Origin of the sequence: Faecalibacterium sp. 9 (genome assembly GCF_048320955.1) — a bacterium.
Lineage (GTDB): Bacteria > Bacillota > Clostridia > Oscillospirales > Ruminococcaceae > Faecalibacterium > Faecalibacterium wellingii.
On record NZ_JBLWGB010000001.1, the window covers coordinates 760,919 to 785,562 of the forward strand.

Annotated in this window: 26 protein-coding genes; 16 read left to right on the top strand and 10 right to left on the bottom strand. The window is 59.7% G+C overall.

Features of this window, described 5'->3' with window-relative positions; all coding sequences use genetic code 11:
• Positions 1 to 186 precede the first annotated feature (186 nt).
• Both ACKXF9_RS03550 and ACKXF9_RS03555 read right to left on the bottom strand, forming a co-directional pair.
• Positions 187 to 2,289 (bottom strand): hypothetical protein, encoded by a 2,103-nt coding sequence (locus tag ACKXF9_RS03550; protein ID WP_418265321.1) that lies wholly within the window; start codon positions 2,287 to 2,289, stop codon positions 187 to 189.
• Positions 2,286 to 2,771 (bottom strand): response regulator, encoded by a 486-nt coding sequence (locus ACKXF9_RS03555; protein ID WP_418265322.1) that lies wholly within the window; start codon positions 2,769 to 2,771, stop codon positions 2,286 to 2,288. Before ACKXF9_RS03555 ends, ACKXF9_RS03550 begins: the two co-directional genes overlap by 4 nt.
• A gap of 148 nt (positions 2,772 to 2,919) precedes the next feature.
• Between ACKXF9_RS03555 and ACKXF9_RS03560 the strand changes: the two genes are divergently transcribed.
• Together ACKXF9_RS03560 and ACKXF9_RS03565 are read left to right on the top strand one after the other, a co-directional pair.
• Complete coding sequence (locus tag ACKXF9_RS03560; protein ID WP_418265323.1) at positions 2,920 to 3,642, top strand: LytR/AlgR family response regulator transcription factor; 723 nt, start codon at positions 2,920 to 2,922, stop codon at positions 3,640 to 3,642.
• Positions 3,639 to 5,102 (top strand): GHKL domain-containing protein, encoded by a 1,464-nt coding sequence (locus ACKXF9_RS03565; protein ID WP_418265324.1) that lies wholly within the window; start codon positions 3,639 to 3,641, stop codon positions 5,100 to 5,102. The genes ACKXF9_RS03560 and ACKXF9_RS03565 overlap by 4 nt, the downstream gene beginning before the upstream one ends.
• 414 nt (positions 5,103 to 5,516) lie before the next feature.
• Here the strand turns inward: ACKXF9_RS03565 and ACKXF9_RS03570 are convergent, their stop codons facing one another.
• Complete coding sequence (locus tag ACKXF9_RS03570; protein WP_418265325.1) at positions 5,517 to 6,773, bottom strand: NAD(P)/FAD-dependent oxidoreductase; 1,257 nt, start codon at positions 6,771 to 6,773, stop codon at positions 5,517 to 5,519.
• Between the two features lie 201 nt (positions 6,774 to 6,974).
• Here ACKXF9_RS03570 and ACKXF9_RS03575 point away from each other — a divergent pair, with 201 nt between their 5' ends.
• The 7 genes from ACKXF9_RS03575 (at position 6,975) to ACKXF9_RS03605 (ending at position 13,728) form a co-directional block, all read left to right on the top strand.
• On the top strand, positions 6,975 to 7,517 hold the full coding sequence (locus ACKXF9_RS03575) for a stage V sporulation T C-terminal domain-containing protein (RefSeq protein ID WP_249237823.1): 543 nt from the start codon (positions 6,975 to 6,977) through the stop codon (positions 7,515 to 7,517).
• A gap of 502 nt (positions 7,518 to 8,019) precedes the next feature.
• Positions 8,020 to 9,093, top strand: coding sequence for a heat-inducible transcriptional repressor HrcA (hrcA, locus tag ACKXF9_RS03580; RefSeq protein ID WP_339394589.1), 1,074 nt, complete (start codon positions 8,020 to 8,022; stop codon positions 9,091 to 9,093).
• A complete protein-coding gene (locus ACKXF9_RS03585) occupies positions 9,090 to 9,719 on the top strand; it encodes a nucleotide exchange factor GrpE (RefSeq protein ID WP_418265326.1) in 630 nt (209 codons plus the stop codon). The genes hrcA and ACKXF9_RS03585 overlap by 4 nt, the downstream gene beginning before the upstream one ends.
• A gap of 101 nt (positions 9,720 to 9,820) precedes the next feature.
• Entirely contained in the window at positions 9,821 to 11,650 is a 1,830-nt protein-coding gene (gene dnaK / locus ACKXF9_RS03590) for a molecular chaperone DnaK (RefSeq protein WP_249237826.1), read from the top strand.
• Positions 11,651 to 11,808: 158 nt separating this feature from the next.
• Entirely contained in the window at positions 11,809 to 12,987 is a 1,179-nt protein-coding gene (gene dnaJ / locus ACKXF9_RS03595) for a molecular chaperone DnaJ (RefSeq protein WP_418265327.1), read from the top strand.
• Positions 12,988 to 13,136: 149 nt separating this feature from the next.
• Positions 13,137 to 13,397 carry a type II toxin-antitoxin system prevent-host-death family antitoxin gene (locus ACKXF9_RS03600; protein ID WP_418265328.1) on the top strand — a complete coding sequence of 87 codons (261 nt, stop codon included), beginning with the start codon at positions 13,137 to 13,139 and terminating at the stop codon, positions 13,395 to 13,397.
• Entirely contained in the window at positions 13,387 to 13,728 is a 342-nt protein-coding gene (locus ACKXF9_RS03605) for a type II toxin-antitoxin system RelE/ParE family toxin (RefSeq protein WP_418265329.1), read from the top strand. Before ACKXF9_RS03600 ends, ACKXF9_RS03605 begins: the two co-directional genes overlap by 11 nt.
• Positions 13,729 to 13,801: 73 nt before the next feature.
• Here ACKXF9_RS03605 and ACKXF9_RS03610 read toward each other — a convergent pair whose 3' ends face one another.
• Complete coding sequence (locus ACKXF9_RS03610; protein ID WP_418265330.1) at positions 13,802 to 14,131, bottom strand: hypothetical protein; 330 nt, start codon at positions 14,129 to 14,131, stop codon at positions 13,802 to 13,804.
• 103 nt (positions 14,132 to 14,234) lie between these two features.
• On the opposite strand from ACKXF9_RS03610, the gene ACKXF9_RS03615 reads away from it, so the two are divergent.
• Positions 14,235 to 14,402, top strand: a complete 168-nt coding sequence (locus tag ACKXF9_RS03615; RefSeq protein ID WP_418265331.1) for a hypothetical protein — start codon at positions 14,235 to 14,237, stop codon at positions 14,400 to 14,402.
• Between the two features lie 40 nt (positions 14,403 to 14,442).
• On the opposite strand, the gene ACKXF9_RS03620 is transcribed toward ACKXF9_RS03615, so the two are convergent.
• The 5 genes from ACKXF9_RS03620 to ACKXF9_RS03640 all read right to left on the bottom strand — a co-directional run bounded on the left by ACKXF9_RS03620 (position 14,443) and on the right by ACKXF9_RS03640 (position 19,427).
• The gene (locus ACKXF9_RS03620) at positions 14,443 to 14,766 is read right to left on the bottom strand and encodes a hypothetical protein (protein ID WP_418265332.1); all 324 of its coding nucleotides are present in this window, start codon (positions 14,764 to 14,766) and stop codon (positions 14,443 to 14,445) included.
• 278 nt (positions 14,767 to 15,044) lie between these two features.
• Positions 15,045 to 16,217, bottom strand: coding sequence for a DHHW family protein (locus ACKXF9_RS03625; protein ID WP_418265333.1), 1,173 nt, complete (start codon positions 16,215 to 16,217; stop codon positions 15,045 to 15,047).
• A gap of 12 nt (positions 16,218 to 16,229) precedes the next feature.
• A complete protein-coding gene (locus ACKXF9_RS03630) occupies positions 16,230 to 17,648 on the bottom strand; it encodes an MBOAT family O-acyltransferase (protein WP_418265334.1) in 1,419 nt (472 codons plus the stop codon).
• A gap of 218 nt (positions 17,649 to 17,866) precedes the next feature.
• Entirely contained in the window at positions 17,867 to 18,442 is a 576-nt protein-coding gene (locus ACKXF9_RS03635; protein WP_418265335.1) for a DUF4358 domain-containing protein, read from the bottom strand.
• Between the two features lie 130 nt (positions 18,443 to 18,572).
• On the bottom strand, positions 18,573 to 19,427 hold the full coding sequence (locus ACKXF9_RS03640) for a M15 family metallopeptidase (protein ID WP_418265336.1): 855 nt from the start codon (positions 19,425 to 19,427) through the stop codon (positions 18,573 to 18,575).
• Positions 19,428 to 19,511: 84 nt separating this feature from the next.
• Here ACKXF9_RS03640 and ACKXF9_RS03645 point away from each other — a divergent pair, with 84 nt between their 5' ends.
• The 4 genes from ACKXF9_RS03645 to ACKXF9_RS03660 all read left to right on the top strand — a co-directional run bounded on the left by ACKXF9_RS03645 (position 19,512) and on the right by ACKXF9_RS03660 (position 21,988).
• The gene (locus tag ACKXF9_RS03645) at positions 19,512 to 19,973 is read left to right on the top strand and encodes a SpoVA/SpoVAEb family sporulation membrane protein (protein ID WP_418265337.1); all 462 of its coding nucleotides are present in this window, start codon (positions 19,512 to 19,514) and stop codon (positions 19,971 to 19,973) included.
• Between the two features lie 98 nt (positions 19,974 to 20,071).
• On the top strand, positions 20,072 to 21,094 hold the full coding sequence (locus tag ACKXF9_RS03650) for a stage V sporulation protein AD (protein WP_339394599.1): 1,023 nt from the start codon (positions 20,072 to 20,074) through the stop codon (positions 21,092 to 21,094).
• Positions 21,091 to 21,447: a SpoVA/SpoVAEb family sporulation membrane protein gene (locus ACKXF9_RS03655; RefSeq protein ID WP_418265338.1), complete on the top strand. Its 357-nt coding sequence runs from the start codon at positions 21,091 to 21,093 to the stop codon at positions 21,445 to 21,447. The genes ACKXF9_RS03650 and ACKXF9_RS03655 overlap by 4 nt, the downstream gene beginning before the upstream one ends.
• 265 nt (positions 21,448 to 21,712) lie before the next feature.
• A complete protein-coding gene (locus ACKXF9_RS03660) occupies positions 21,713 to 21,988 on the top strand; it encodes a peptidoglycan synthetase (RefSeq protein ID WP_249237839.1) in 276 nt (91 codons plus the stop codon).
• A gap of 69 nt (positions 21,989 to 22,057) precedes the next feature.
• Here the strand turns inward: ACKXF9_RS03660 and rpsT are convergent, their stop codons facing one another.
• On the bottom strand, positions 22,058 to 22,318 hold the full coding sequence (gene rpsT, locus ACKXF9_RS03665) for a 30S ribosomal protein S20 (RefSeq protein ID WP_149793985.1): 261 nt from the start codon (positions 22,316 to 22,318) through the stop codon (positions 22,058 to 22,060).
• Between the two features lie 166 nt (positions 22,319 to 22,484).
• Between rpsT and gpr the strand changes: the two genes are divergently transcribed.
• Both gpr and spoIIP read left to right on the top strand, forming a co-directional pair.
• Positions 22,485 to 23,270 (top strand): GPR endopeptidase, encoded by a 786-nt coding sequence (gpr, locus tag ACKXF9_RS03670; RefSeq protein WP_418265339.1) that lies wholly within the window; start codon positions 22,485 to 22,487, stop codon positions 23,268 to 23,270.
• 121 nt (positions 23,271 to 23,391) lie between these two features.
• Positions 23,392 to 24,528 carry a stage II sporulation protein P gene (spoIIP, locus tag ACKXF9_RS03675; protein ID WP_418265340.1) on the top strand — a complete coding sequence of 379 codons (1,137 nt, stop codon included), beginning with the start codon at positions 23,392 to 23,394 and terminating at the stop codon, positions 24,526 to 24,528.
• Positions 24,529 to 24,644: the final 116 nt, after the last annotated feature.

Genomic DNA, 24,644 nt, shown 5'->3' on the forward strand with positions numbered 1-24,644 from the left:
GGCACCCCCCTGCGATGCCGGCATCGTTCTGCCGGTGGAGCTGGTGGAACGGGAAAGCACAAGGAGGCTGCCATGTCAGACTTTATGAGGACCCTTTGCAAAATCGCCATTCCGGTCTGCCTTCAAAAGGAAGCGGAACGCCCGCTCACCGTGGAGATTTGGACACGGTGGGCGGGCGTTTTATGTTTATTTTCCGAGTACAACGGAGAGCCTGATTTCCTTTTCCGTCTCGCTCAGGTCAAGAGCGCCGCCATCGGCGACGGTCACGCGCAGCTCATAGAGCGTACCGGCGGTAAGTTCCGTTACAGCCTCGCCGTCCTCGTCTGTGATCGACCACAGTGCAGGATCGACCTTTGCCAGCTTGCCGTCCACGCCATAGGCGTAGAGGGTCAGACCGGAGGTGCTGCCGGACAGGTTATTCATGCGGAAAGCTACCGTGGTGTTGGGATGTACGTTGCGGACGGTCACAGTGTTGCGCCAGCTTGCAACGGTGCCTTCGCCGCCGTCCTGCGCAAACTGTTCCTGCGAGAGGACATTTCTTGCTGCCTGATCAAGATCGACCTTGCGGTAGGGCATTTCGGGCAGATAAACGAAACGGTCCTGCAAACGAAGCAGTTCCAGATAGCCTGTCGGGCAGTAGAGCGCATTGCCGCTGTTGCCGGCATACATTCCAATGGCCATGTTGTTATAGCCGTACTTGTTGGAAACATCCATCGTGAAAACAGTCTCGCCGGTTTCAAAATCCAGAATGATGTACTGCCACATCCCGGTGGTCACATCCTGCACATAGCCGTAGATATAGCCCGTTGCGGTGGAAAGCTTCAGGATGGAAGTGTCGCTCAGGTCGTTCCGGCACCAGACGCTCTTCATCTCGTAGCCGTTTGCGGTCTTTACGGTGTCCACGCGCTCGATGCCAGGGGCGATCATGATGTTGCCCTTCATGAGCCAGTTCTGGTCGTAAATATTGGCGTAGCTCTGGATGGAGGAGTCGTTGTTGGGATCAGCCAGACCTGCATTGCCCGCACCGAACCAGTTGCAGACGATGGTGCTGACGGTGCCATTGCCGTCGTCATAGACGATGGCAGAGTTCTCAACGGCTACCTGATAGCCCTCGGGCAGGTCATCCAGCACCGGGGTGCTTGCCACGACCTCGCCGGTCTTCATATCGAGTGCAAGAAGGTTTACAGTGTCCTGATTATCCGTGAACAGCACAAGGTTCGGTGTCAGCGTGGGCGAGCAACCGCCGCCCCACGCAAGACCGCCGCCGGTGGTCTTATCGCCTTCGCCGCTCACCTTTGCACCCGCGCTCTCATAGGGCGTGCACCATACAACGTCTACGCCTTCTTCTGCGCGCAGAAGATAGCAGTTCTGGTTGGTCAGGACCACCGCGCCATCCTTGGAGGCGGCGATGCCGTTTTCAGCGCCCTCGCCGGGGGTCAGTTCGTGGACAAAAACAGCCTTTGAAAGGTCTGTCTGCTCGCCGTTCAGGATCGCATCAATGGCCGAGCGGGCAATATAGCCGATGACGCCCTGCTGCTGGCGCTGCGGATAAATGCGGAAGCCTCCCGTTGCAAACCAGAGGTTTCCGTCATAGTCAAAGACCACGGACAGAAGATTCTGCGTCAGTTCTTTTCCAAGCGCGGCCTCGGCAGCAGCTTTGATATCAATGTCCAGCACCTTTTCAAATTCCGGCAGAACATTGCCGTTTTCATCCGTTGCGCGGAGCATCAGCACATGGTTGTTGCTCGTGGGGCAGACGATGCGGTTGGATTCGTCAAGGAAGGTATAGGAGCTCTGGATAACGTAACCGCCGCCGTCATGCTGTTTGGGGGAGAAATAGCCGAGCGTCTTTGTCTCTTCGGCGTTCAGGTCTCGGATGGCGATGCCGCCCAGCAGCGGCACAACGGCATGGCCGTAGCTGTCAAAATAGATAGCGGGAGAAGCATTTGCATTCGTTGTCTCATAGGAAACGTTGATCTCGGGATAGATCGCAAGCGGCAGGATCTCATCCGTCGAGTCGGTGTTGTAGCCATCGTGATGAATGTTTGCATCGCTCTTGGCCATGTAAGGGTTTTCCTCTACCTGCTTGGGGTTCAGAGCCTTTACCGGCAGCGCCGCAGAGGCTTGTTCCGCTGAAGAGGGCTGTACCGCAGCGGACGGGGCAGCGGGCTGCGAAGCGGCAGCACTGTCTGCCGGCGTCTGTGTTCCGCCGCAGGCAGCCATGGAAAGGCACAATGCTGCGGTCAGCGACAGGCTTAACGCAGAATGGACGATGTTTCTCTTTTTCATAAACCGTTCTCCTTGTTGTGTTCGTTGCGGTCAGACCAGTGCTGCTCCGCCTGATTTTTTCCATCCAGCCAGATGCGGAATCCCTGCCGCAAGGCGGCTTCGGTCACCGGCTCCAGCAGAAAATAGTCTGCACGCAACCGGAAGGCATGGAGCGAAAAATCCAGATCGCTGCACCAGATAATGCGTGTCTGTGGACAAAGCGCGCGCAGATGCTCTACTGCATTCAATCCATCGACCCCCGGCAGGGCAATCACGGCATTTGTCAGCGGCTCGTTGCGTGCAGCCTCAAAAAAGCTTTCCTGATCGTGGTAACAGTCCATTTTCGGGAACAAGCAATGTTCGACGCAGAACCGCGAGATCTGCTCTGCCAGAAAAGCTTCCTGCGCCCTGCTGCTTGTCAGCACGGCAATTCGGTACACAGCGTGCCTCCTTTCTCTTGCGCCATCGTTGGCGTTCTCTGCTTTCAGTATACGGACAGGCATGGTCTTTTCAAGCCATTTAGCACGAAAGCCCCTTTTCCGTCACGAAATCCCATTTTCGGCTGCGACATAACCGGGCAACTGTGCTATAATCAGGATGAAAGAGTTTATAAAGGAGGTTGGAAGCTGTAAAACGGCTTCCTGATACAGCATGAGGATCGCAATCGTCGATGACCTTGATACCGAGCGCACACTGCTGAAGGAGCGCTTGGTGCGGCAGCTGAGTCAGCGCGGCGCAGATGCGGAAATTTTAGAGTTTGACAGCGGAGAAGCCTTTCTGGCGGCAGAAAAAGAGCAGCGCTTTACCGCCGCATTTCTGGATATTTACATGAATGGTTTAAGCGGCATGGATGCGGCAAGAGAACTTCGGAAAACCGATGCAGACTGCCTTCTGGTTTTTACCACCACCTCGACAGACCATGCACTCGAGGGGTTTCAGGTACGGGCATTTCATTATTTGGTCAAGCCCTTTTCAGAGGCCGAGTTGTCCGGTCTGTTGGATGAAATGCTCGCAAAACTCCCCCGCCCGGAGCCGGTTTTGACGGTGAAGGTGGATGGCAGCGACATCCATTTGCGCTATCGTGATATCATATCCGCCGAGCATTTCGCCCACATGATCAACATCCGCACCACTGCCGGCAAAACGCTTGCTACGCGCCAGAGCTTCAAAGCGTTCACCGAGCCGCTCAAAAAAGATCCGCGCTTTTTTGTCTGCGGACGCGGCGCGATCATCAATATGGAGAATGCTGCCGATTTTCAGGCTGCCGCCTTCTGTATGACGGACGGCAGCCGCGTCTATGTCAGTCAGGAGCTTTTGAAAGCCGCCCGACAGGCCTTTATGGAATTTCTGCTGCAAAGGGGGCGTGCGGATTGAAGGATGTTCTGCGCCCGGTTCTGGAACTTACGGTCGTGTTTCCCGGTTTGCTGCTTGCGTATTTTCCGGTAGGTTCCTATCTGAAGCTGCCGCCCGCAAAGCTTGCAGCAGGGGCGGTGCCGCTGCTGCTCGGGCTTTGCCTTGGCGGCGGGCTGTTTTGCTATCATTTTGGCATTTCAACGGCGTTCTCCGTGCTGCTTATTACGCTTACAGCAATTTTTTTGTATCGCAGAACGCTGCGGATCTCTCTCTGGAAATCCGGAACCATCGCGCTTGCGGTCTGCGCGGTATTTGCGTGCCTGAACAGCCTGTCCCGGGCCGTCGGCACGGCAATCGTGATCCGGATGCAGCTGCCGCCGGACAAGCCGTGGTTCTGCTTTGGCGCCTGCATCTTTTATAATGCGGTCTGCTGGCTGATCACTGCCGCAGCCTATTATCCCGCCACCCACGCAGTACGCGCGATGGTGGAGGATGACAATTTTGCGCAGACGTGGTATGTGTTCTGGATACTGCCGCTGGTGTTCATCCTGCTGAACCTTTTTATAACCCCGCGCTACCAGATAACGCTCCGGACAGGGCGGGTCTTGCAGGTCTACATCGTTATGAGCATCGCGCTTTTGTTTCTGATGTTCATGTTCAATGCGATCTTTCTGCTGATGGCAACCAGCCTTAACAAAAATGCGAGATTGCAGCAGGAAAACCAGTTTCTTTCCATGCAGCAGCAGCGCTATCAAAGCCTGAAAGCCGCCATTGAAGAAGCCCGGCAGGCGCGGCACGATATGCGCCACCAGCTGAATCAGATCTCCGCACTGGCCGAGGCAGGAGATCTGGACGGCCTGAAAGCCTACCTTGCAAAAACTGCCGCCCGGATCCCGGATCTGGATATGAATTTCTGCGAAAACCGTGCAGCGGACAGTGTTGTCGGCCATTATTGCGCCCTTGCAAAGCGTGAGGGTGTTCCCTTTTGTGCCAAACTCGACTTGCCACAGGTGCTTCCTGTGGACGAGATCGATCTGTGTCTGGTGCTGTCTAATCTTCTGGAAAACGCATTCGAAGCCAGCCTGCGCACCGCACCCGCCCGGCGCAAGATCGAGGTCACCGCGTATGTCCATGCCGAGCGGCTTCTTTTGGTCGAAGTGGAAAACGCATTTGACGGTGAAGTCAACGAAAAAAGCGGGCTCTTCCGCTCGTCCAAGCGAAAGGAAAACGGGATCGGCATCCAGTCTGTCCAGCATATTGCAGAAAAGACCGGCGGTGCAAGCACATTTACCCATCAGAATGGCGTTTTCTCTGCCAAGGTCATGCTTTGTGGAGAAAAGCAGCCGCCAGAGACCGCGGACAGCACCACGGAGTTGTACGGAAAATGTGAAAAGCAATGCGGAAAGCGCAGAAACTTGCCATATAAAAAGTGGAAACTTCATTCCCCAAATGGCAACCTCCATGCTAAAAGTGGCAAGTGACATATACAAAATGCCATTATACAGAATGCCCACTCCCCTGAGAACTCCTCAGACGAGTGGGCATTCTTCTTTCCGTGTATCAAATTTACCTCTGTGGTCACTCAAATCGCCACCAAGTCATGGATCAAAAATCATCATTTTTCATTTGTCCCAGAGTAAGTGCACGGTTTCTGCACTGTTTTTGCACACCGGCGGGAAAGCCGTGTTTTTCCTTGCATTGTCTGCATTCTGTGCATCGTGGCGGAACTTGTCGGGGCGAGGTCCCTCCATCTTGCTGGCGCAAGACCGTTCTGTTACTTAAAAGCCCCACTGGGGCTTTCATTGCTGCGCTGCGCTCGCAAACGCGAATTTTCCATACTTTTTTCAGGCGAACAGCAGGCGGGTGAACTCCGGGTGCTCCGCATTTCTGCACGGCTATTTTTTCCGCTGCCGCTGAACACGGCGGGCGGCGTCCCGCCCGGCTGCGATCCCGCTGCCGAAGGCCCAGTGCAGATTGAAGCCGCCGCAGCTGCCGGCGCAGTCCAGCGTTTCGCCCACAAAATACAGGCCCGGGCAGCCCTGAAACTGAAAATGCGCATCCACTTCCCGCAGCGAAAGCCCGCCGCCGGTCACCTGCGCCTGCTTCCAGCCGCAGGGGGTCAGGCCCTCAAAGCGCCAGTGCTTGGCGGTGTGGGCCAGTTTCTGCCACTGTCCGGCAGTGAGAACGGCGGGAGCGTTGCCGTCCCTCAGCCCGGCGGCAGACCACACAGCGCAGCCCAGTTTCCGGTTCAGCAGACCCAGCCAGAACCCGGCAGGGCTGTCCCCTGCCGTCTGGGCGGCATGGGAACGGAACAGGGCGGTCAGCTCTGCTTCGTCCAGTGCCGGAAAAAGATCCAGCTCCACCGCAGGAGCCTTTGGGCTGCGGCCCGGTGCCAGCAGGCCGGACAGCTGCATGATGCAGATGCCGGAAAGGCCATAGTCGGTGAACTGCACCTCGCCGGTCTCTGCGGCCAGCACACGGCTTCCGTCCAACAGGGAGGCCGCGGCTTTGGCGCGGATGCCGGCCAGAGTCTTGTTGGGCTTTGCGCACTGCAGAGCAGTCAGACAGGGATACAGCGGCTCCGTTCTGCCGCCGCACTGGGCGGCGAACCGGGTGCCGAAGCCGTCGGTGCCGAACTGCGGCCCGGCGGCACCGCCCATGGCGCAGATGACGGCATCCGCGCGCAGGGTCTCGGTGCTGCCCTCTGCCGCCTCGAACTGCACAGCGTAGCCGCTGCGGCTCTGGCTCAGGGTGCGCACGGTGCAGCCGGTGCGCAGCTGCACATGGTGCTGCGCAAGGTGGTGCTCCAGCAGGGCCAGCACGTCCGCTGCCTGATTGGAATAGGGATAGATGCGCCCCGCTTCGTCGGTGCGGGTATAGAGCCCCAGCGCACGGAACCAGCCCAGCGGGTCGGCTGCATTCACAGCGTCCAGCAGCGGGAGCAGCGCCGCCGGGTCGGCTGTGAAATACCGCTCCGGCACGATGCCGGTGTTGTCCAGATTGCAGCGGCCGTTGCCGGTGGCCAGCAGCTTTTTGCCCGGCCTTGGGTTGCGTTCCAGCACGACCACCTGCGCGCGGGGTGCACTTTGTGCGGCGGCCAGCCCGGCGGCCAGCCCGGCGGCACCGCCGCCAAGAATGAGGATGTTCGGCATCCTGACACCTGCCTTTCTCAGCAGAATTTCAGAAGCTGTCCTCATAAGCAGGGTGCTGTGCTTATGAAAACGGCTTTTTGTATCATTGTAGCAGAACCCTGCCGGAAACGCAACGAAGGGGCAGCTTTCCGTAGGTATAAATTGCCCGGGCTGACAGATACTAGAGGTGCAGGCATTTTCAAGGAAACGGAGGAGCCAACAATGAAAGCAACAGGTATCGTGCGCCGCATCGACGAGCTGGGACGGGTGGTGATCCCCAAAGAGATCCGCCGCACCCAGCGCATCCGCCGCGGCGACCCGCTGGAGATCTTCACGACAGGCGACGGCGAGGTGATCTTTAAAAAGTATTCCCCCATTGGCGAAATGAACGCAGTGGCGGCCCAGTACACCGAGGTGCTGAGCAAAAGCTTTGCGCTTACCACCTTTGTGGCAGACCGGGACCGCATCCTCACGGTGAGCGGGAGCGGCCGGCGGGAGCTGGCCGACCGCAGCATCAGCCAGCCGCTGGAAAAGCTGATGGATGGCCGCAGGCTGTACCAGTGCGAGGGCGTTGCGGAAAAATGCATCCTGCCCTGCGAGGGCTCGCCCCGGGTGGTGCTGTGCGCCGCACCCATCATTGCGTCGGGCGATGTGATCGGCGTGGTGGGTCTGCTGACCGAAGACCGCACCGCTGTGCCGGATGCCGCCCAGCTCAAGGCGGTGAATGTGGCGGCAGCGTTTCTGGCCAGACAGATGGAGGAGTAAGGCGGGACGATTTTGAATGCGCGCCGCGCTGCTTTGGACGAGTTGTGGCACCCAGCGGCTGCTACGGCCCTTGAGCGGGCCTTGCATCCTGCTGGCCACGGCCCCAACAGCTCCTCCCTGCTTCGGCCGCAGGCCGCAGTCGTCGCCGTTGCATATTCAGCGGAAAAATTATTTATAATAGAGTAATGCCGGGCGGTCTGCGGACCGCCCGGCATTGCGTTTTCACGGGTGGGGGTCGTGGCGGCAAACGGCATTTGCAGCGCTGCTTTCTGCGAAAGCGCGGCGCAGCGGGAAGCGGGCTTGCCCCCTCAGACGCTTTGGCAAAACCGGAAAGCCTGACGTACTGCCAAGGTCACACCCCTTTTTATGACAGAATTATGAATCTTTGATAACATTTTTCCAAGGGGCTTGACAGCACCGGAAAATTGGCTATAATGGTCTTAGCACTCAGGAACAAGGAGTGCTAAACAAACAAAGCGAACGCAAAAAGGAGGCAGGCGCTATGACGATGGATGCACGCAAGCAGCGAGTCTTGCAGGCGATCGTGGCGCTGTATGGTCTCGAAGGCGAGCCCGTTGGCAGCAGCGTGCTGGCAAACTACTTTGACATGGCAGTTTCCAGCGCAACGCTCCGCAACGAAATGGCGGCGCTGACAAAGCTGGGCCTGCTGGAGCAGCCCCACACCAGCGCGGGCCGTGTGCCCAGTGCCAAGGGCTACCGCTACTACCTTGATAATCTGCTGACCGACGATCAGCCGCTGGACCGCGTGAGCCGCGCCCGTGTGGATGCGGTGTTCGCAAGCCTCGACCACGAGCCGGAAAAGCTGGCGCAGGGCGCAGCCCGGGCGCTGGCCTCCATCAGCGGCTGCACCGCCGCCATCAGCACCCCGTGTGCAGAGGATCTGTGCATTGCCCATTACGAAGTCGTTCAGGTGGGCCGCAGCGCAGCCGCTGTGCTGGCTGTAACAACTGCCGGTTACGTCCGCACCCGTGTGGCGCGGGTACGCACCGGCCTCTCCCGCGAGAATGCGGCGGCTCTTGCCGCATTGCTGAACCGAAACCTCACCTTTGTGGCGCCGGTGGATCTTTCGCCCCGGCTGCTGGCAGAGCTGTGCAGCCAGATCGACCCGGAGCTGGTGCCTGTCATCAGCGCGGCGGCGGCCATCCTGCAGGACTCCGTCAAGCCCCACGTATTTCTGGGCGGTGAGCAGTATCTGCTGGACTGGCCTCAGCTGGACGGCAAGGTGGGCGACATCCTTACCCTGCTGAACGACGAAGAACAGGCAGCGGCCCTGATCGCTCCCCCGACAGACCGCAGCGAGAGCGTGCTGCTGGGCGAGGATCTGGAACCGCAGATCCCGGGCCTGTGCATCGTGAGTGACCGGTATCTGGTGGGCGGAGGCCTGTGGGGCTCCATTGCATTGATCGGCCCCACCCGGATGCCCTTCCAGAAACTGATGCCGCTGCTGCATTACTTTGCAGACCAGCTGGGCGAGGGCATGAGCGGCAAACGAAAAGACACCCCACAGGCTGCCGTACCCCGGCGGACTGTGATCTATAAGGAGGATCTGGAATGAGCGAAGAAGCAAAAAAGACGGCTCCGGCTCAGGAAGCTGAGCAGCCCGAAACGGCTCCCGAGGAAAAGGCCCAGCAGGCAGCACCCGAACAGGAACCTGCTGCCGAAGCTGCCGACCCGAAGGATGACAAGAAGAAGGATGGCGGCTGGTTCAACAAGAAGGCCCGTGAGCTGGAAGCCGTAAAGGCAAAGCTGGACGCGGCCGAAGCCAACGCTGCACAGGCCAAAGACCAGCTGCTGCGCATGGCTGCCGAGTACGAGAACTACCGCAAGCGCTCCACCCGCGAAGCCGACCAGAAGTTCAACGATGGCATTTCCTTTGCGGTGAACCAGATCATCCCCATTCTGGATACGCTGGAGATGGCGGCCAACGCCCCCACCACCGACGAGAACTACAAAAAAGGCGTGACCATGACGCTGGACAAAGCCGCCAAGGCGCTGGACGTCCTCCATGTAGAGGAGATCGAAGCGCTGGGCAAGCCCTTTGACCCCAACTTCATGAACGCGGTGCAGCAGATCCCCGCCCCGGACGGACAGGAGAGCGGTACCGTCATCACGGTCTACCAGAAGGGTTACAAGCTGGGCGATAAGATCGTCCGCCATGCGACCGTTGTGGTGGCCGAGTAACAATGCAGAAACCCGCAGGGGTTTTGAATATAATATCCGCTTACAAACATTTGAGCATCACATAAACAATACGATTTGTTCTTTCGAGAGGAGTTTTCATTATGAGTAAGATCATTGGTATCGACCTTGGTACTACCAACAGCTGCGTGGCTGTCATGGAGGGCGGCGAGCCCGTTGTTATCGCAAACTCTGAGGGTGCACGCACCACCCCGTCTGTGGTCGGCTTTACCAAGACCGGCGATCGTCTGGTGGGTCAGGTCGCAAAGCGTCAGGCCATCACCAACCCCGAGAACACCGTTGCTTCCATCAAGCGCTTCATGGGCACCGATCACAAGGTGACCCTGAACGGCAAGGAGTACACTCCCCAGCAGGTCAGCGCTATGATCCTGCAGAAGCTGAAGGCTGACGCCGAGGCTTATCTGGGTGAGTCCGTTACCGAGGCCGTCATTACCGTGCCTGCCTACTTCAACGACAGCCAGCGTCAGGCCACCAAGGACGCAGGCACCATTGCAGGCCTGAACGTCAAGCGTATCATCAACGAGCCCACTGCCGCTTCTCTGGCATACGGCATCGATAAGGAAGAGGACCAGAAGATCATGGTCTACGACCTGGGCGGCGGCACCTTCGATGTGTCCATCATCGAGATGGGCGACGGCGTTACCGAGGTTCTGGCCACCAATGGTGATACCCATCTGGGCGGCGATGACTTTGATGAGCGCGTTATCAACTGGATGGCAGACGCCTTCCAGACCGAGAACGGCATCGACCTGCGCAAGGACAAGATGGCTGCTCAGCGTCTGAAGGAAGCTGCTGAGAAGGCAAAGATCGAGCTGTCCAGCGCAATGAGCAGCCAGATCAACCTGCCCTTCATCACTGCCGACGCTACCGGCCCGAAGCACTTGGATATGACCCTGACCCGCGCAAAGTTCAATGAGCTGACCGCTGATCTGGTGGACCGCACCATGGGCCCCGTCCGCAAGGCTCTGCAGGATGCAGGCCTGCGTCCCTCTGACCTGAAGAAGGTCCTGATGGTCGGTGGTTCCACCCGTATCCCCGCTGTCTACGATGCAGTCAAGAAGGAACTGAACTGCGAGCCCTTCAAGGGCATCAACCCCGATGAGTGCGTGGCTGTGGGTGCTGCCATTCAGGGCGGCGTGCTGCAGGGCGACGTCAAGGGCCTGCTGCTGCTGGATGTCACCCCGCTGAGCCTGGGCATTGAGACTCTGGGCGGCGTGTGCACCAAGATCATCGACCGCAACACCACCATCCCCACCCACAAGAGTCAGGTGTTCTCCACCGCTGCCGACAACCAGCCCTCTGTTGAGGTCAACGTGCTGCAGGGCGAGCGTGAGTTCGCACGCGACAACAAGAGTCTGGGTGTCTTCCATCTGGACGGCATTGCTCCGGCTCCCCGTGGTGTGCCTCAGATCGAAGTTACCTTCGATATCGATGCAAACGGCATCGTGAAGGTCAGCGCAAAGGATCTGGGTACCGGCAAGGAGCAGAACATCACCATCACCGCTTCCACCAACATGTCCAAGGAGGACATCGACAAGGCTGTGAAGGAAGCTGAGCAGTTTGCTGCCGACGATAAGAAGAAGCGTGAAGAGGTCGATATCCGCAACGGTGCCGACCAGATGGTGTTCCAGACCGAGAAGATGCTGAAAGAGAACGGCGACAAGCTGCCCGCCGACGTCAAGACCGAGGCTGAGAGCAAGCTGGCCGACCTGAAGACCGCTGTTCAGTCCGGCAACGTGGACGACATCAAGGCAAAGCAGGAAGCCCTGAGCCAGGTGTTCGAGAAGATGTATCAGGCAGCCGCTGCCGCACAGCAGGCCGCCGGTGCACAGCCCGGCCCCGATGCAGGCGCAAACAACCAGCAGAAGCCTAATGATGACGGCGTTGTGGATGCCGACTTCAAGGAAGTCTGATAAAAAACACAGCAGTGTGTGCCCGGCCAAACCGGCGGACACATGCGTAGAATAGCAAAAGCCGCTCCGGTTTTGCCGGAGCGGCTCTTGCTGGTTATAGAGCGAGGAACCAACCGGGGCGTTTCCCGGATCAAACGTTCCCGGAGAGGTGAGTGGATATGGCACAGGAAAAGCGTGATTACTACGAAGTGCTGGGGGTATCCAAGACTGCGACCGATGCCGAGATCAAAAAGGCATACCGCAAGCTTGCAATGAAATACCACCCGGACTATAACCCCGGCGATAAGAACGCCGAGGAAAAGTTCAAGGAAGTAAACGAAGCAAACGAGGTGCTTTCGGACCCGAAGAAGCGCCAGCTGTACGACCAGTACGGCTTTGCAGGTGTTGACCCTGCCTATGCAGCACAGAACGGCGGCGGCCCCGGTGCGGGCGGCTTTGGCGGTTTTGGTGGCGACGGCGTGGATCTGGGCGACATCTTCGGCGATATCTTTGGCGGCGGTTTCGGCGGCTTTGGCGGCTCGTCCCGTCAGGCAAACCCCAACGCACCGCGCAAGGGTCAGGATATCCGGGTACGCATCACCCTGAGCTTTGACGAGGCGGTGCATGGCTGCAAGAAGAACATTACCATCACCCGCCAGCAGGAGTGCACCGAGTGCCACGGCAGCGGCTGTGCTGCCGGTTCCAGCCCCGAGACCTGCCCGGACTGCGGCGGCCGCGGCTTCGTCATCCGCCAGCAGCGCACCCCCTTTGGCGTGATGCAGACCCAGCAGCCCTGCTCCCGCTGCGGCGGCAAGGGCAAGCTGGTCAAGAACCCCTGCAAGGTCTGCCACGGCGCGGGCAAGGTGGCTACCAGAAAGACGCTGGAGGTGTCCATCCCCATGGGCATCGACGACGATCAGAGCTTTGCACTGCGCGGCATGGGCGATGCCGGTGCCAACGGCGGCCCTGCCGGTGATGTGATCGTCATGGTCACGGTGCGCCCCAGCGAGGTATTCCAGCGCGATGGCTACGATGTGTGGGTCACCGTGCCCATCACCTTCAGTCAGGCCGTGCTGGGTGACGTCGTGCAGGTGCCTTCCATTGACGGCAAGGTGGAGTACACCGTGCCCGAGGGCACCCAGAGCGGCACCACCTTCCGCCTGCGCGGCAAGGGCATCCAGTATCTGAACGGCCGCGGCCGGGGCGATATGTACGTCAAGTGCGAGGTGGAGATCCCCAAGAAGCTGAACAAGACCCAGCGGGAGGCCCTGAAGAAATTTGAGGGCACCCTGAAAGAGGAAAACTACGAAAAGCGCAAGGGCTTCTTCAAAAAGCTGAAGGACATGTTCAACAGCTGAACATAAAAAGCATGGCATAACGCAAAAGCGGCGGCACTTCCCAACCGGGAGGTGCCGCCGCTTTTTTGCTGCAGCCGCGATTCGCTGCAAATTTTACGTTGAATTTTACAGCATGCTGCGGTATACTAAGGCTGAAAGGAGTGGATACCATGCCCAATATCAAACCGATCTCTGACCTGAGAAACTACAATGAGGTGCTGCGCGATGTAGAAGAAGGCTCGCCGGTGTTCCTCACCAAAAATGGCCGCGGAAAATACGCCATTGTGGAGCTGCGTGATTACGAAAAAGCGCAGGCGACCATCCGCCTGATGAGCGAGATCGCCAAGGGCCGCCGCTCCGGCGAAGAGGAGGGCTGGCTGAGCCTGGAGGAAGTGAGGGCGCATTTCCGCGCGAGAGCGAATGAAAAATAAAGTTCGATATACAGCGCAGGCTCTCCATGATCTGGATGAAGTGTGGGACTATATTTCCTTTGAACTGCAAAACCCGCAGGCGGCAGAAAAAACGGTCAATAGGATTTTGGATAAGGCAGATCAGTTGGTGGAGTTTGCCCAGAGCGGGGCGCTTCTCTCTGCGGTATCAGAGGTGATGGGAGAAGAACGTTTCCTTGTCTGCGACAGCTATATGATTTTTTACCATAGCGAAAAGCAGGAGGTTACGATCGACCGTGTTCTCTATGGCCGCAGGGATTACCTGCGGGTACTGTTTGACAAAACAGAACTGCCGGAGCAGGAAGGATCATAAACAACAGGCGGCGGCACTTCCCAACCGGGAGGTGCCGCCGCTTGTTGCTTGTTCAGGGAGATACAGGGGACGCTCAGGAGCCAAAGACGATCAGTGCATTGGGCACCAGACCGATGATGCTCACACAGGATGCGGCAAACCAGAAGCCGCATCCTGCATCGTGGATGGTGTTCAGAGAGCTCTTTTCAGCGTGGACGACCAGAGCGTTCATGCCGTTCTCCACCCAGTTGGAGTTGATGTTTGCCTTGCGGTAATCGTGGATGGTGGAAACGGCCTTATACCAGCCGTACAGCGGGAACCAGGCCATGACGGCCTGCACGACGCCTACGCCGCCCTCGGTGTAGGTCATCTCATCACAGGATAAAACATGGTATGCAGCGGGATACGTAATGGTGTTCGTCATAAAGCAAACTCCTTTGTTTTTGTATGGAAATAAAAGCAGCGGCTCTTCTCATGAAGAGCCGCCGCAAAAAGCCCTTTGGGATACTCCTGAAAGTTAGAAGTAGATGATGCCCAGAGACATAACAGCAGAAAAGCCTGATGGTCGATGCAGCATTCCAGAAGATCATGCCGGCATGGTAGAAGGTGTTGGTCACATTGCCCTTGCAGCCGACTTCTTAGTTCTGCTTGATAAAAAGCCCGCGGCCCTCTCTGGCGGAAAAGGCCGCGGGTAAAGGGGTCTTTGGTCTCTCCGGACGGATCTTATGAGCAGGGTCAGAGCAGGACGATGGCAGCATTGACCAGCAGGCCAACGCCGGTAGCGCTGGTTGCAGTGACCCAGACGATGCGTCCCAGATCACGCAGCATGTTCTGCACACTGGAATCCATATCGCGGCTCAGAGCATCCAGACCGGTATCCAGCCAGTCGTTGGGGTGGCTCTTGCGGTAGCGGCGCATGGCGGTAACACCCATGTACCAGCCAATGGGCGGGATCCAGTTCAGCAGAGCTTCCGTAAAGGTAGCACCGCCCTCGGTGTAGGTCATCTCTTCGCAGGAAAGAACGTTGTAGGAAGCAGGCATCATGATCTTGTTTTCCATAATAACACTCCTTTGAATCAAAGATCGTATCAGCACATTCTATGCACTGTTCACACCAGATTGAACCATCGGTGAAGAGCAGCTGCTCTATATCGCCATTGTACAACACCCGTTGCATTTTTTCAAGAGGTGAATGGGCAGTCTGCGCAAAAACTGGAGAGACTTCCGAAAAGAACTGGAAAAATTTGTGGAAAAGCACTGCAATAAAATACACCCCTCCGCAAACCGCGCTGGGCGGTCGGCAGAGGGGTGCGTTCCTGTGCGGGAGAAGGCGGGGCTTACCCCGCTACTCCGGCACGGTAGAGGTACGGGTCGCTCTTGAAGCTGTCAAAGCTGTACAGCACCAGGATCTGGTCGTAGCCGTTGTCGGCGATCAGCTGGTCCAGCCCGTAGTTGTAGTTGCGGAAGTCCACCACGTCGATCTCGGCGTAGTTTGCGGTCAGGTAGGGCGCAAAGCAGTTGGCATAGCTGTCCTTGATGACCAGAATGCGTCCGGTGCCATTACCCTCGATGCGGCTCAGGCCGTTGTTGCCGTGCAGGAACATGGCGTATTTGTCGTACACACTCAGCTTGTCGGTGTCGTACAGACCGGTGGTCTGGCCGTCCGTCGGCTGGCCTGCCGCCGTCACATTCCAGATGGTCAGGGTGTTCGGCAGGTCGTAGTAGGTGATGGTATCCGGCACTGCGTTCCATGTGCGGGCCTTGGAGTAGTGGGTGCCGTAGAAATTTTCGGCCGTCAGAGCGGTGTGCGCGGCGGGGTCGAAGGGGGTCAGGCTCAGCGCACCGCAGAGCTGCTGGTAGGCGTAGTATGCGCCAAGGCTCGTCCAATGGTGGTCTGTGCGGTAGTAGATATATTCGTCCTTGTGCTCGGCAAGGGTCTGCCGCACGTCCACAAAGCGGCCGCCTGCCGCCTGCACGGCGGCAGAGAGCTGGTCAAGATAGGCATCCTCGTCCAGCAGCGGCGCATTTGCAGGCACTTTCTCCGGGTAGATCACCGATGCCGCCGGTGCCAGCAGAACATCCACCTTGCCCGGGTACCGCTGACACAGCGCTTCCACGGCGGCGGTGTTTTTGGGCAGGGTGCGGTTCTCGCTGTCCAGCAGGCCGAAGGTGCGGGGGAACATCATGTGCTCTTTGCCCAGCAGGATGCCGCCGCTCTGCTCCTTTTGCAGCAGGGTGGTCTCCACCACGCTCTGCAGGCTGATCCAGTTATCGCGGCCGAACACCTGATCCTTCACGTATTTGGTGTAGGCGGTAAAATAGCTGTTCAGTCCCTTGGCGGAAAGCTGGGTCAGCGCCGGGCGCTGGCTGAGGGTGGTGTTCTCCATCTCGCTGTAGGCACGGTCCGGTGTAATAAGGTCCAGTGCGAACAGACCAATAAAGAACAGGCTGAACACCACCAGCACCGGGTAGTGCAGGAGCGAAGAAGATCGTTTGGAATGCTTGTCCATCTTCACGCCTCCTTAAAAGTTAAAGTAGAGGAACGGGCTGTTGGTGCTGCCCACCACATAGGCGGTGGAGATCACCAGCAAGGTCAGGATGGCGGCACAGCGGGTGACCACGTTCCTGCGCAGCACATCCCAGAGCTTTTCAATGAGCGGGGTGCAGCACACCACGCTCACCGTCAGCAGCACACCGTAGTTGCGCAGGAAATACAGCGGAGAAACGCCGCCGGAGGGGATGAACAGCTTCTGGAACAGCAGGCCGAAGCTCACGCCCGTGTCGTTGCCCACGAACATGGCCCAGCCCACCACCACGAGGAACAGGGTGTAGATGTGGGGCCAGACTTTACCCTTTTGCAGGTGGGGCAGCAAGAACAGCTTTTCTGCCGCCAGCAGTACAAAGTAGTACAGGCCCCAGCAGATGAAGTTCCAGTTCGCGCCGTGCCAGATGCCGGTGAGCAGCTCCACCACGAACAGGTTGAAGATCTGGCGCTTCAGGCCCTTGCGGTTGCCGCCCAGCGGGATATATACATACTCCCGGAACCAGCCGGACAGGGTCATGTGCCAGCGCCGCCAGAACTCGGTGATGGATGCGGAGATATACGGGTAATTGAAGTTCGCGGGGAAATCGAAGCCCAGCATCTTGCCCATGCCAATGCCCATCATGGAGTAGCCGGAAAAGTCAAAATAGAGCTGCAGACTGTAGGCGATGATGCCCAGCCACACCAGCGGGGTGGAGGCATTGGCAAGGCCCACAAAGGTGGTGGAGGGGCTGTCTGCCACCCCGATGATGTCGGTCCACAAAGCGCCGATGGCGTCCGCCAGCAGCACCTTTTTGGCAAGGCCGAAGGTAAACAGGGTCATGCCCTCTTCGATCTGCTGCAGGCTGTAGCGGTGCCGGTATACGTGCAGCTGGCTGGAGACATCGCGGTATTTGACGATGGGGCCGGCGATGAGCTGCGGGAACATGACCACGTAGGCGCCGAAGTCGATGATATTGCGCTCCGCCTTCACATCCCGGCGGTAGACGTCGATGGAGTAGGACAGGGTCTGGAAGGTGTAGAAGCTGATGCCCAGCGGCAGGGTACCGATGCCCTGGATCTCGGCAAAGCCGGTGCCCAGCAGGGCATTGACGCTGCGCAGAACGAAGTTTGCGTATTTGAAATAGAACAGCATCCCAAGGCTGCCGATCAGGGCGGCAAGCAGGAACGCTCTGCGCAGGGCCGGGCGCTGGTCAAAATGCTCGATGGCAAGGCCGCTGATATAGTTGATCAGGATCAGGGCCACCATCACCGGGAAAAAGCGTACCTCGCCCCAGCAGTAGAACACCAGACTGCACAAAAACAGCACGGTATTCTTGAGCTTCGGGGGTGCAAGATAGTACAGCGCCAGCGTGATGGGCAGAAAGCGGAACAGGAAGATTATGGTGCTGAAAACCAAGGCGTCAGCCTCCTTTTGAATTAAATCGGAAGAAACCCTCTCAGGCCGCTTCGCGTCCAGCTCCCCCGAGGGGGAAGCTTTTTTGCAAGACAACAAGGCCCGCGTCTCCAAAGCTCCCCCTTTCGGGGGAGCTGGCAACGCCGAAAGGCGTTGACTGAGAGGGTCACTACCGAAAAAAGCCGATGCCGCAAATGGCACCGGCTTCGGGTGGTTCGGGTTTATGCCAGAGCGTTGTTCACGGCGCTGTCCAGATCAGCGGTGCACTCGTTGGATGCGATCACCATGACCACGGTGTTGTCCTTGAAGGCGATGACGGCGTTCTCCACGTTGTCCTGTGCCTGTGCGAACTCGGCGTAGTTGCCGTAGAAGGCCACCTGATCCTGCTGGTAGGCAGCCAGCTGGTTTGCCACATCCTCGGCCTTGCCGTCGGCGGCTTCCATCACCAGCACCAGACCGGCGTCGCCGTTGTCGTTGCTCTTGACGCCCTTGTAGCTCACCACGTCCTCAGCCTTCAGGCCGAAGTCGTACTCGATGTTCATGGCTGCGATCTCGAACTGGTTGGAAATGGGGTCCTGCTCCAGCAGGGCGTTGTAGATGCCGTCCAGTGTGTCGGTGCCGTTTTCCGCATTGTCCACCACAGAGGACACAGCGGCGCTGGAAGCGGAAGATTCCGCCGCAGCGGTGGAAACGGAGGACGGCGCAGCGGAAGAGCTGCTGCTGCCGCAGCCGGTCAGTGCAGCTGCAGCCAGCGCACCGGTGAGGGTGATTGCAATAATTTTTGTGCGATTTATCATAAAATATTCCTTCTTTTGTTCAAAACATTCTCGCAGCTGCCCAAAGCGGTCCTGCATCAGGGCAGACTATTGTTATCTTACCATAACCGCGTGCAAAATGCAACGCGCAGACCACCGGTTTTACGGATTTTTAACCGGCCGTGTTTTCCCCTGCGGCCAGCTTCTGCAGCAGGGCAACGGCGTCCTCAAGGCACAGGCCGCTCTGCTGGATGAGAGCCGCATTCTCCGGCCCTACATAGCGCCAGTGCCACGGCTCATAGGTGATCTCGGTGACGGCTTCGGCGTCCTTGGGATACCGCAGGATGAAGCCGTACTCCACGGCGTGGGCCTTCAGCCATCGGAAGGCAGCCGTCTTTTCAAAGCCCGTGTCAAGGCCGGTGTGCTCCGGGCTGTTCAGGTCGGCGGCAAGGCCGCAGTTGTGCTCGGAGTAGCCCGGAGGATTCACGATGGAAGCGGCCTTCTGCAGGGCCTCGGCCCGGCTCAGCCCCTTGTCCAGATAATACTGGGTCTTTTTGTTGTAGAGCCCTTCCTGATACTTCACGCTGCGGTAGCCGCTCTGCATCCAGATGGTCACGCCCTCTTTGGCGGCAGCGGCCTGCATGGCAAGAAAGGCGTCGGCGGCTTCGGTCTGCAGGGTCTTATTGACGGCGGTGGCCGAACCGCATTCTCTGGTGGTAAAGGTGTAGTCCTCCGGCATCTTGTTGGTATGGTTCACCAGCACCATGCGGGGGTCGTCCAGCATGGCCTGCGCCTGCTGAGCGGAGAGCAGGCCGGGTTCTTCCTCCACGGCCGAAGCCGCACCGGAAGCAGGAGCGGTTTCGGCTGCTGTACTGCTGACGGAAGCCGCCGATGCACTGGAAACGGCGGCATGACGGCTGAGCAGGAAAGAGACTCCGCCCGCAGCCGCGCAGGCCGCAAGGGTGAAAGCAAGCAAACGGCGCGCAGCCGGGCGCAGAGGATGGCGGTGATGGGAAGTCGGATGCATGGAAAGCCTCCTTTCCGGCGGGGTTGTACCATTGTGTATAGAATGGGCATCCCATGGGCAGACTATGCCCGGAGGGAGCAGGATATGAAGATGACAGCACAGGAATATGCGCGCCGGGTGCGGCGTGTGGGGCCACACTCACCTCTGGGAACAGACTGTCTGTGGGCCTTTTGCGTGGGCGGCGGCATCTGCCTGCTGGGCGAGATACTGCGCCAGCGGTATCTTGCCATGGGGATGGAAGCCGACCTTGCCGGTACCCTGACCAGCTGCACCCTGATCGCCCTTTCGGCGGTGCTTACCACGCTGGGGTGGTATCAGAAGCTGGCGGCAAAGGCGGGGGCCGGGTCGCTGGTGCCCATCACGGGCTTTGCCAACGCAGTGGTCAGCGCGGCCATCGAGTTCAAGGCCGAGGGCCGGGTGCTGGGCACCGGGGCCAAGATGTTCACCATCGCCGGGCCGGTCATCGTATATGGTACGCTGGCGGCGGTGGTGTACGGCGCGGTGCTGTGGGTGCTGGATAGGCTGGGGATGCCCGTCCTTTTATAAAAACGGGCAAGTGTGCCGTAAGATTGCAGCATGCTGTTATTATACAACATTTTATGGAACTTTTTCCATCTATTTTCCACGAAGGAGAAATTTTGCCTATGTCGATCCGGTGCGGGGACACCCTGCTGTTCCAGACGCCGCCGGTCATTGCTGCAGGGGCGGCAGTGGGCGGCAAAAAAGAGGGCGAAGGGCCGCTGGCTGCAGAGTTCGATGAACTGAGCGCAGACAACCGCTTTGGCCAGTCCAGCTGGGAAGCTGCGGAAACATACCTGCAGCTGCGTGCCGCGCGGCTCTGCCTGCAAAAAGCAGCGCTCCCGCAGGAAAAGGTGCAGCTTGCCCTTGCAGGGGACCTGCAGGCCCAGTGCACGGCGTCCAGCTACGCCATGCGGGAGCTGGGCGTGCCCTTTGCCGGGCTGTTCGGGGCCTGCAGCACCATGGCCGAGGGGCTGGCGCTGGGGGCTGCCTTGTGCGAGAGCGGTGCGGCCCGGGCGCTGCTGGCTATGGCGTCCAGCCACTTCTGCGCGGCAGAACGGCAGTTCCGCACGCCCCTGAGCTATGGGGCTGTGCGCACGCCTACGGCCCAGTGGACGGCCACCGCTGCCGGGTGCTGCCTTCTGCAGCCGCAGGGTGCGGGCGTGGGCATTGCAGCCGCCGCTTTTGGCCGGGTGCAGGATTATCAGGTAAAGGACATCAACAACATGGGCGCCGCCATGGCTCCCGCAGCGGCTTCGACCCTGTTGCACTATTTCAAGGATACCAACACCGAGCCGCAGGAGTTCGACTGCATCTATACCGGCGACCTTGGACAGACCGGCAGTCAGCTGCTGCGGGAGCTGCTGGCCGCCGAGGGCCTGCTCATCCGGAACCATGTGGACTGCGGATGCATCCTGTTTGACCCGAACGAGCAGAGGGTGAAGAGCGGCGGCTCCGGCCCGGGCTGCTGCGCAGCGGTGCTGTGCGGGCATATCCTGCCGCGCCTGCGCCGGGGCAGTCAGAAACGGGTGCTGTTCGTAGCCACCGGGGCCCTGATGAGCCAGACGACCTTTTTGCAGAAGGAGAGCATCCCTGCGGTGGCCCATCTGGTGGAGCTGCGCGCCCCGCAGAAAGGAGACAGGACATGAATTATTTCTGGGCGTTCTGCGTGGGCGGAGCCATCTGCGCGGCGGGGCAGCTGCTCATCGACCTGACCGGCCTGACCCCGGCCCGCATCCTGACCGGATACGTGGCGGCGGGCGTTGTCCTTTCCGCCATCGGGTGGTATGCCCCGCTGGCCGAGTTCGCAGGCTGCGGTGCCACCGTGCCCCTGCTGGGCTTTGGGCATCTGCTGGCAAAGGGAGTCCGCACCGCTCTTGCCGAGGAGGGGGCCGTGGGCATCCTCACCGGCGGGCTGACCGCTGCTGCGGCGGGCATCACCACCAGCCTTGTGTGCGGCGTGGTGTGCAGCTGGGTAGGCAAAAGCCATGACCAGAACTGAATAGGATGCGTTTGCGGGCAGCAGCCTTGCCCTCTCAGTCATCGCTGCGCGATGCCAGCTCCCCCATGGTGGGAGCCCTTGGCAGTCCGCGCGAACTTCATCTTTTTTGCCAAGGCCTCTCCCTTTGGGAGAGGTGTCACCGGAGGTGACGGAGAGGGCGAGCCCGCTGAAGAAATACACCAGAACATCGTCATTTTGCCCGCCACTCTTCGCCCTGTTTTTCCACCGCACTGCAGTAAACTGTGGAAAACAGGAGGTGATGTGCATGAAGCACCGCTGGACCACTCTTTTGTGGGAGCTGTGGGCCGCGCAGGCTGTCTGTGCGGCGGCAGCACTGCCGCCGGGCAGCGGGTTCCATACATGCCCGGCTCTGGTGCTGCCGGGGCTTGCCCTTGCGGCGGCGGTGCCCACGGCATGGGCTGCGTGGGCGCTGTTTGCCGAGCCGCCCGATCCCCTGCCGCCGGAGCGGCTTCTGGGGCCGGTGTCGGAGTTCGACCTTGCCGCCCTGTGCGATCTGGAACAGCCTGCTGCCGTGCCGTAAAGCGGGCAAAACAAAAACCCCTGTGCCGGAGATCCGGTACAGGGGTTTTGTTCGTCAATCAAAAAGCGATCAAGCGTTCTTGTTAGCACGCTTTGCCATACGGCTGATCTTGCGGCTGGCGGTGTTCTTCTTGATGACACCCTTAGCGCGAGCCTTGTCGATCGCGGAAACAGCAGCCAGGACGGTTGCGTCCTTGTCAGCGGCATTCGCATCGATGGCAGCGTCTGCCTTCTTGACGACTGTTTTCAGGTTGGTCTTAATGGCCTTGTTGTGAGCCTGCTCTGCAACAGCCTGCACGACACGGTCCTTCTGAGATTTGATGTTAGGCATTCGTTCCACCTCCTTGGCTACCTATAACAGCGCACCTTATGATACCATATTTGTCGTATTAACGCAAGCGTTTTTTTGATTTTTGTTTAGAAAAGTTTGATTTTTGCCATACTTTCTGCGTACAGAGGGGGCATTTGGCCCCAAAACAGGCAGGAGGGGCGAGAAAATGCGCTTTACGGATATGGCCGATGAGCTGTTTGGCACGGCAGAGGGGGCCCTGCCCGCGGGGGTGCGGCTGGCAACGGCAAAACGCGGCGGCGTCACCGTTACACGGGTGGAGATCGCGCGGGAGGGGCTCAGCCGGCCCCGGGGACGGTATGTGACGCTGGAGATGCCCAGCGTCAGCGTGCTGGACGAGCGGGACACCGACGTCATCGAGACCTGCGCGGCAGAGCTGCGGGCCCTGCTGCCGCCGGAGGGGCCGGTGCTGGTGCTGGGGGTGGGCAGCCGCCGCATCACGGCAGATGCGCTGGGCCCCCGCACGGTGCAGAAGGTGCTGGTCACGATGGGGCCGCAGCATGCGCTGCCGGTGCGCGGCATCCGGCCCGTGGCCGCCATTGCGCCGGGGGTGTCGGGCAGCACCGGGCTCACCCTGTGCCAGCTGGCCGGAGCAATGGTGGAAGCGGTGCGGCCTGCAGCCCTCATCTGTGTGGACAGCCTTTGCAGCACCGAGGGTGCGCGTCTGGGCCGCAGCATCCAGTTTTCGGACACCGGGCTGCACCCGGCGCAGGCAGACCACGCAAGGCATCTGGACGCCGGGATGCTGGGCGTGCCGGTGGTCGCAGCGGGCATCCCCACCCTGATGGAAGCGGAGGAGGGGGCGGATCTTGTGGTGACGCCCCGGGCGCTGGACAGCGTCATTGCCCACGGCTCGGCTCTGCTGGCAGCAGCCATCAACCGGGCCCTGCAGCCCCGGCTGAGCGTGGCGCAGCTGTGCTGGCTGACCGGCTGAAAACGTTTTTTGCAGAGCGTGGCGGCTGCAGCCTGAAAGTGCACAGCCCCTTTGGGATTCTGCGCTATTTTGCACCCGGCCCGGCATACAATGATAAAACAAGCCGGAAGGAGGTGCCGCCATGCGCAGCAGGACCCCGCTGCCCGCCCGGGGACAGGGGCAGGTCAGGCCATTTCTGGAAGCGGCAGTGCTGTTTGCCGCACTATGCATCTTTGCCCGCAGCGCGGCGCTGGTGCTGGCAGCGGCCATCACAGCACCGCTGCCCATGGCCGAGACCCTTCTCTGGCTGGGCCGGCAGGCCGCAGGAGAAACGGCATCCTCGGTGCAGGAGCAGGCAGAGCCGGAGTCCGTACCGCAGGGGCCCGCTTCTTCCCTGCCGCAGGCCGTGCAGGCGCTGCCGGGCAGCATCGAGGACTATCTTGTGCCCCTGCTGGGGGAGGATGCCCGCCCGGCAGACGCGGGGAAGATCATTGAAAAGCAATATCCGCAGGGCAGCGGCGAAAAGTACATCCCCTGCGGGGCGGGCAGCATCAAGAACAACACCCGGCAGAGCGCAGCGGACATTGCGGCAGAGATCCAGAATCCGCTGCCCTTTGCCATCGAGCCGGACAGCCCTGACCCGCAGGTGCTGGTGATGCACACCCACGCGACCGAGGACTACCGTCTTTCGGCAGGGCTGTGGTTCGCCCCGGGCGACGGTGCCCGCAGCACCGACTGCAGCGTGAACATGTGTGCGGTGGGACGCGTGGTGGCCGACACCCTCAATGCGGCGGGCATCAACACCCTGCACGACGAGACCCTGAACGACTACCCCAGCTACACCGGCAGCTATGCCAACAGCCGGGCCGTCGTGCAGCAGTATCTGGCCCGGTACCCCAGCATCAAGGTGGTGCTGGACGTCCACCGGGACGCCATCGAGACCGAAAGCGGCTCCCGCTATGCCCCGGTGTGCACGGTGGACGGGCGGCAGGCCGCGCAGGTCATGATCATCTGCGGGTGCGACAATGGCACCACCGTCCGGCTGCCCGGCTGGCGGCAGAACCTGCGCTTTGCTGCCGCGTGGGAGCGCAGCATGGAGGAGATGTACCCCGGGTTCACCCGGCCGGTGCTGTTCAGCTACCGGTTCTATAATCAGGACCTGACCACCGGCAGCCTGCTCATTGAGATCGGCGGGCACGGCAACAACCTGAACGAGGCCCTCTACGCCGGGCAGCTGGCGGCAAAGGGCCTTGCCGCCGCACTGCTGGGTGGTGCTTGACAAAACGCCGCCAAAGTGCTATTTTTTAAAGGTCAAATGCCTTGATCGGGAAAAGTAGCGCGGGCCGTCCGGCCCAGAGAGTGCGGCACAGCTGAGAGCCGCGCCCGTGCGCCGCG

Coding starts and splice junctions, on each gene's coding strand:
- rpsT (WP_149793985.1), bottom strand. CDS start 22,318: ATGCCTAACATCAAATCTCAGAAGGACCGTGTCGTGCAGGCTGTTGCA.
- dnaJ (WP_418265327.1), top strand. CDS start 11,809: ATGGCACAGGAAAAGCGTGATTACTACGAAGTGCTGGGGGTATCCAAG.
- ACKXF9_RS03570 (WP_418265325.1), bottom strand. CDS start 6,773: ATGCCGAACATCCTCATTCTTGGCGGCGGTGCCGCCGGGCTGGCCGCC.
- ACKXF9_RS03650 (WP_339394599.1), top strand. CDS start 20,072: ATGTCGATCCGGTGCGGGGACACCCTGCTGTTCCAGACGCCGCCGGTC.
- spoIIP (WP_418265340.1), top strand. CDS start 23,392: ATGCGCAGCAGGACCCCGCTGCCCGCCCGGGGACAGGGGCAGGTCAGG.
- ACKXF9_RS03620 (WP_418265332.1), bottom strand. CDS start 14,766: ATGGAAAACAAGATCATGATGCCTGCTTCCTACAACGTTCTTTCCTGC.
- ACKXF9_RS03560 (WP_418265323.1), top strand. CDS start 2,920: ATGAGGATCGCAATCGTCGATGACCTTGATACCGAGCGCACACTGCTG.
- ACKXF9_RS03550 (WP_418265321.1), bottom strand. CDS start 2,289: ATGAAAAAGAGAAACATCGTCCATTCTGCGTTAAGCCTGTCGCTGACC.
- ACKXF9_RS03555 (WP_418265322.1), bottom strand. CDS start 2,771: ATGCCTGTCCGTATACTGAAAGCAGAGAACGCCAACGATGGCGCAAGA.
- ACKXF9_RS03575 (WP_249237823.1), top strand. CDS start 6,975: ATGAAAGCAACAGGTATCGTGCGCCGCATCGACGAGCTGGGACGGGTG.
- ACKXF9_RS03605 (WP_418265329.1), top strand. CDS start 13,387: ATGAAAAATAAAGTTCGATATACAGCGCAGGCTCTCCATGATCTGGAT.
- ACKXF9_RS03610 (WP_418265330.1), bottom strand. CDS start 14,131: ATGACGAACACCATTACGTATCCCGCTGCATACCATGTTTTATCCTGT.
- ACKXF9_RS03625 (WP_418265333.1), bottom strand. CDS start 16,217: ATGGACAAGCATTCCAAACGATCTTCTTCGCTCCTGCACTACCCGGTG.
- ACKXF9_RS03615 (WP_418265331.1), top strand. CDS start 14,235: ATGATGCCCAGAGACATAACAGCAGAAAAGCCTGATGGTCGATGCAGC.
- ACKXF9_RS03640 (WP_418265336.1), bottom strand. CDS start 19,427: ATGCATCCGACTTCCCATCACCGCCATCCTCTGCGCCCGGCTGCGCGC.
- hrcA (WP_339394589.1), top strand. CDS start 8,020: ATGACGATGGATGCACGCAAGCAGCGAGTCTTGCAGGCGATCGTGGCG.
- dnaK (WP_249237826.1), top strand. CDS start 9,821: ATGAGTAAGATCATTGGTATCGACCTTGGTACTACCAACAGCTGCGTG.
- ACKXF9_RS03655 (WP_418265338.1), top strand. CDS start 21,091: ATGAATTATTTCTGGGCGTTCTGCGTGGGCGGAGCCATCTGCGCGGCG.
- ACKXF9_RS03645 (WP_418265337.1), top strand. CDS start 19,512: ATGAAGATGACAGCACAGGAATATGCGCGCCGGGTGCGGCGTGTGGGG.
- ACKXF9_RS03585 (WP_418265326.1), top strand. CDS start 9,090: ATGAGCGAAGAAGCAAAAAAGACGGCTCCGGCTCAGGAAGCTGAGCAG.
- ACKXF9_RS03635 (WP_418265335.1), bottom strand. CDS start 18,442: ATGATAAATCGCACAAAAATTATTGCAATCACCCTCACCGGTGCGCTG.
- gpr (WP_418265339.1), top strand. CDS start 22,485: ATGCGCTTTACGGATATGGCCGATGAGCTGTTTGGCACGGCAGAGGGG.
- ACKXF9_RS03600 (WP_418265328.1), top strand. CDS start 13,137: ATGCCCAATATCAAACCGATCTCTGACCTGAGAAACTACAATGAGGTG.
- ACKXF9_RS03660 (WP_249237839.1), top strand. CDS start 21,713: ATGAAGCACCGCTGGACCACTCTTTTGTGGGAGCTGTGGGCCGCGCAG.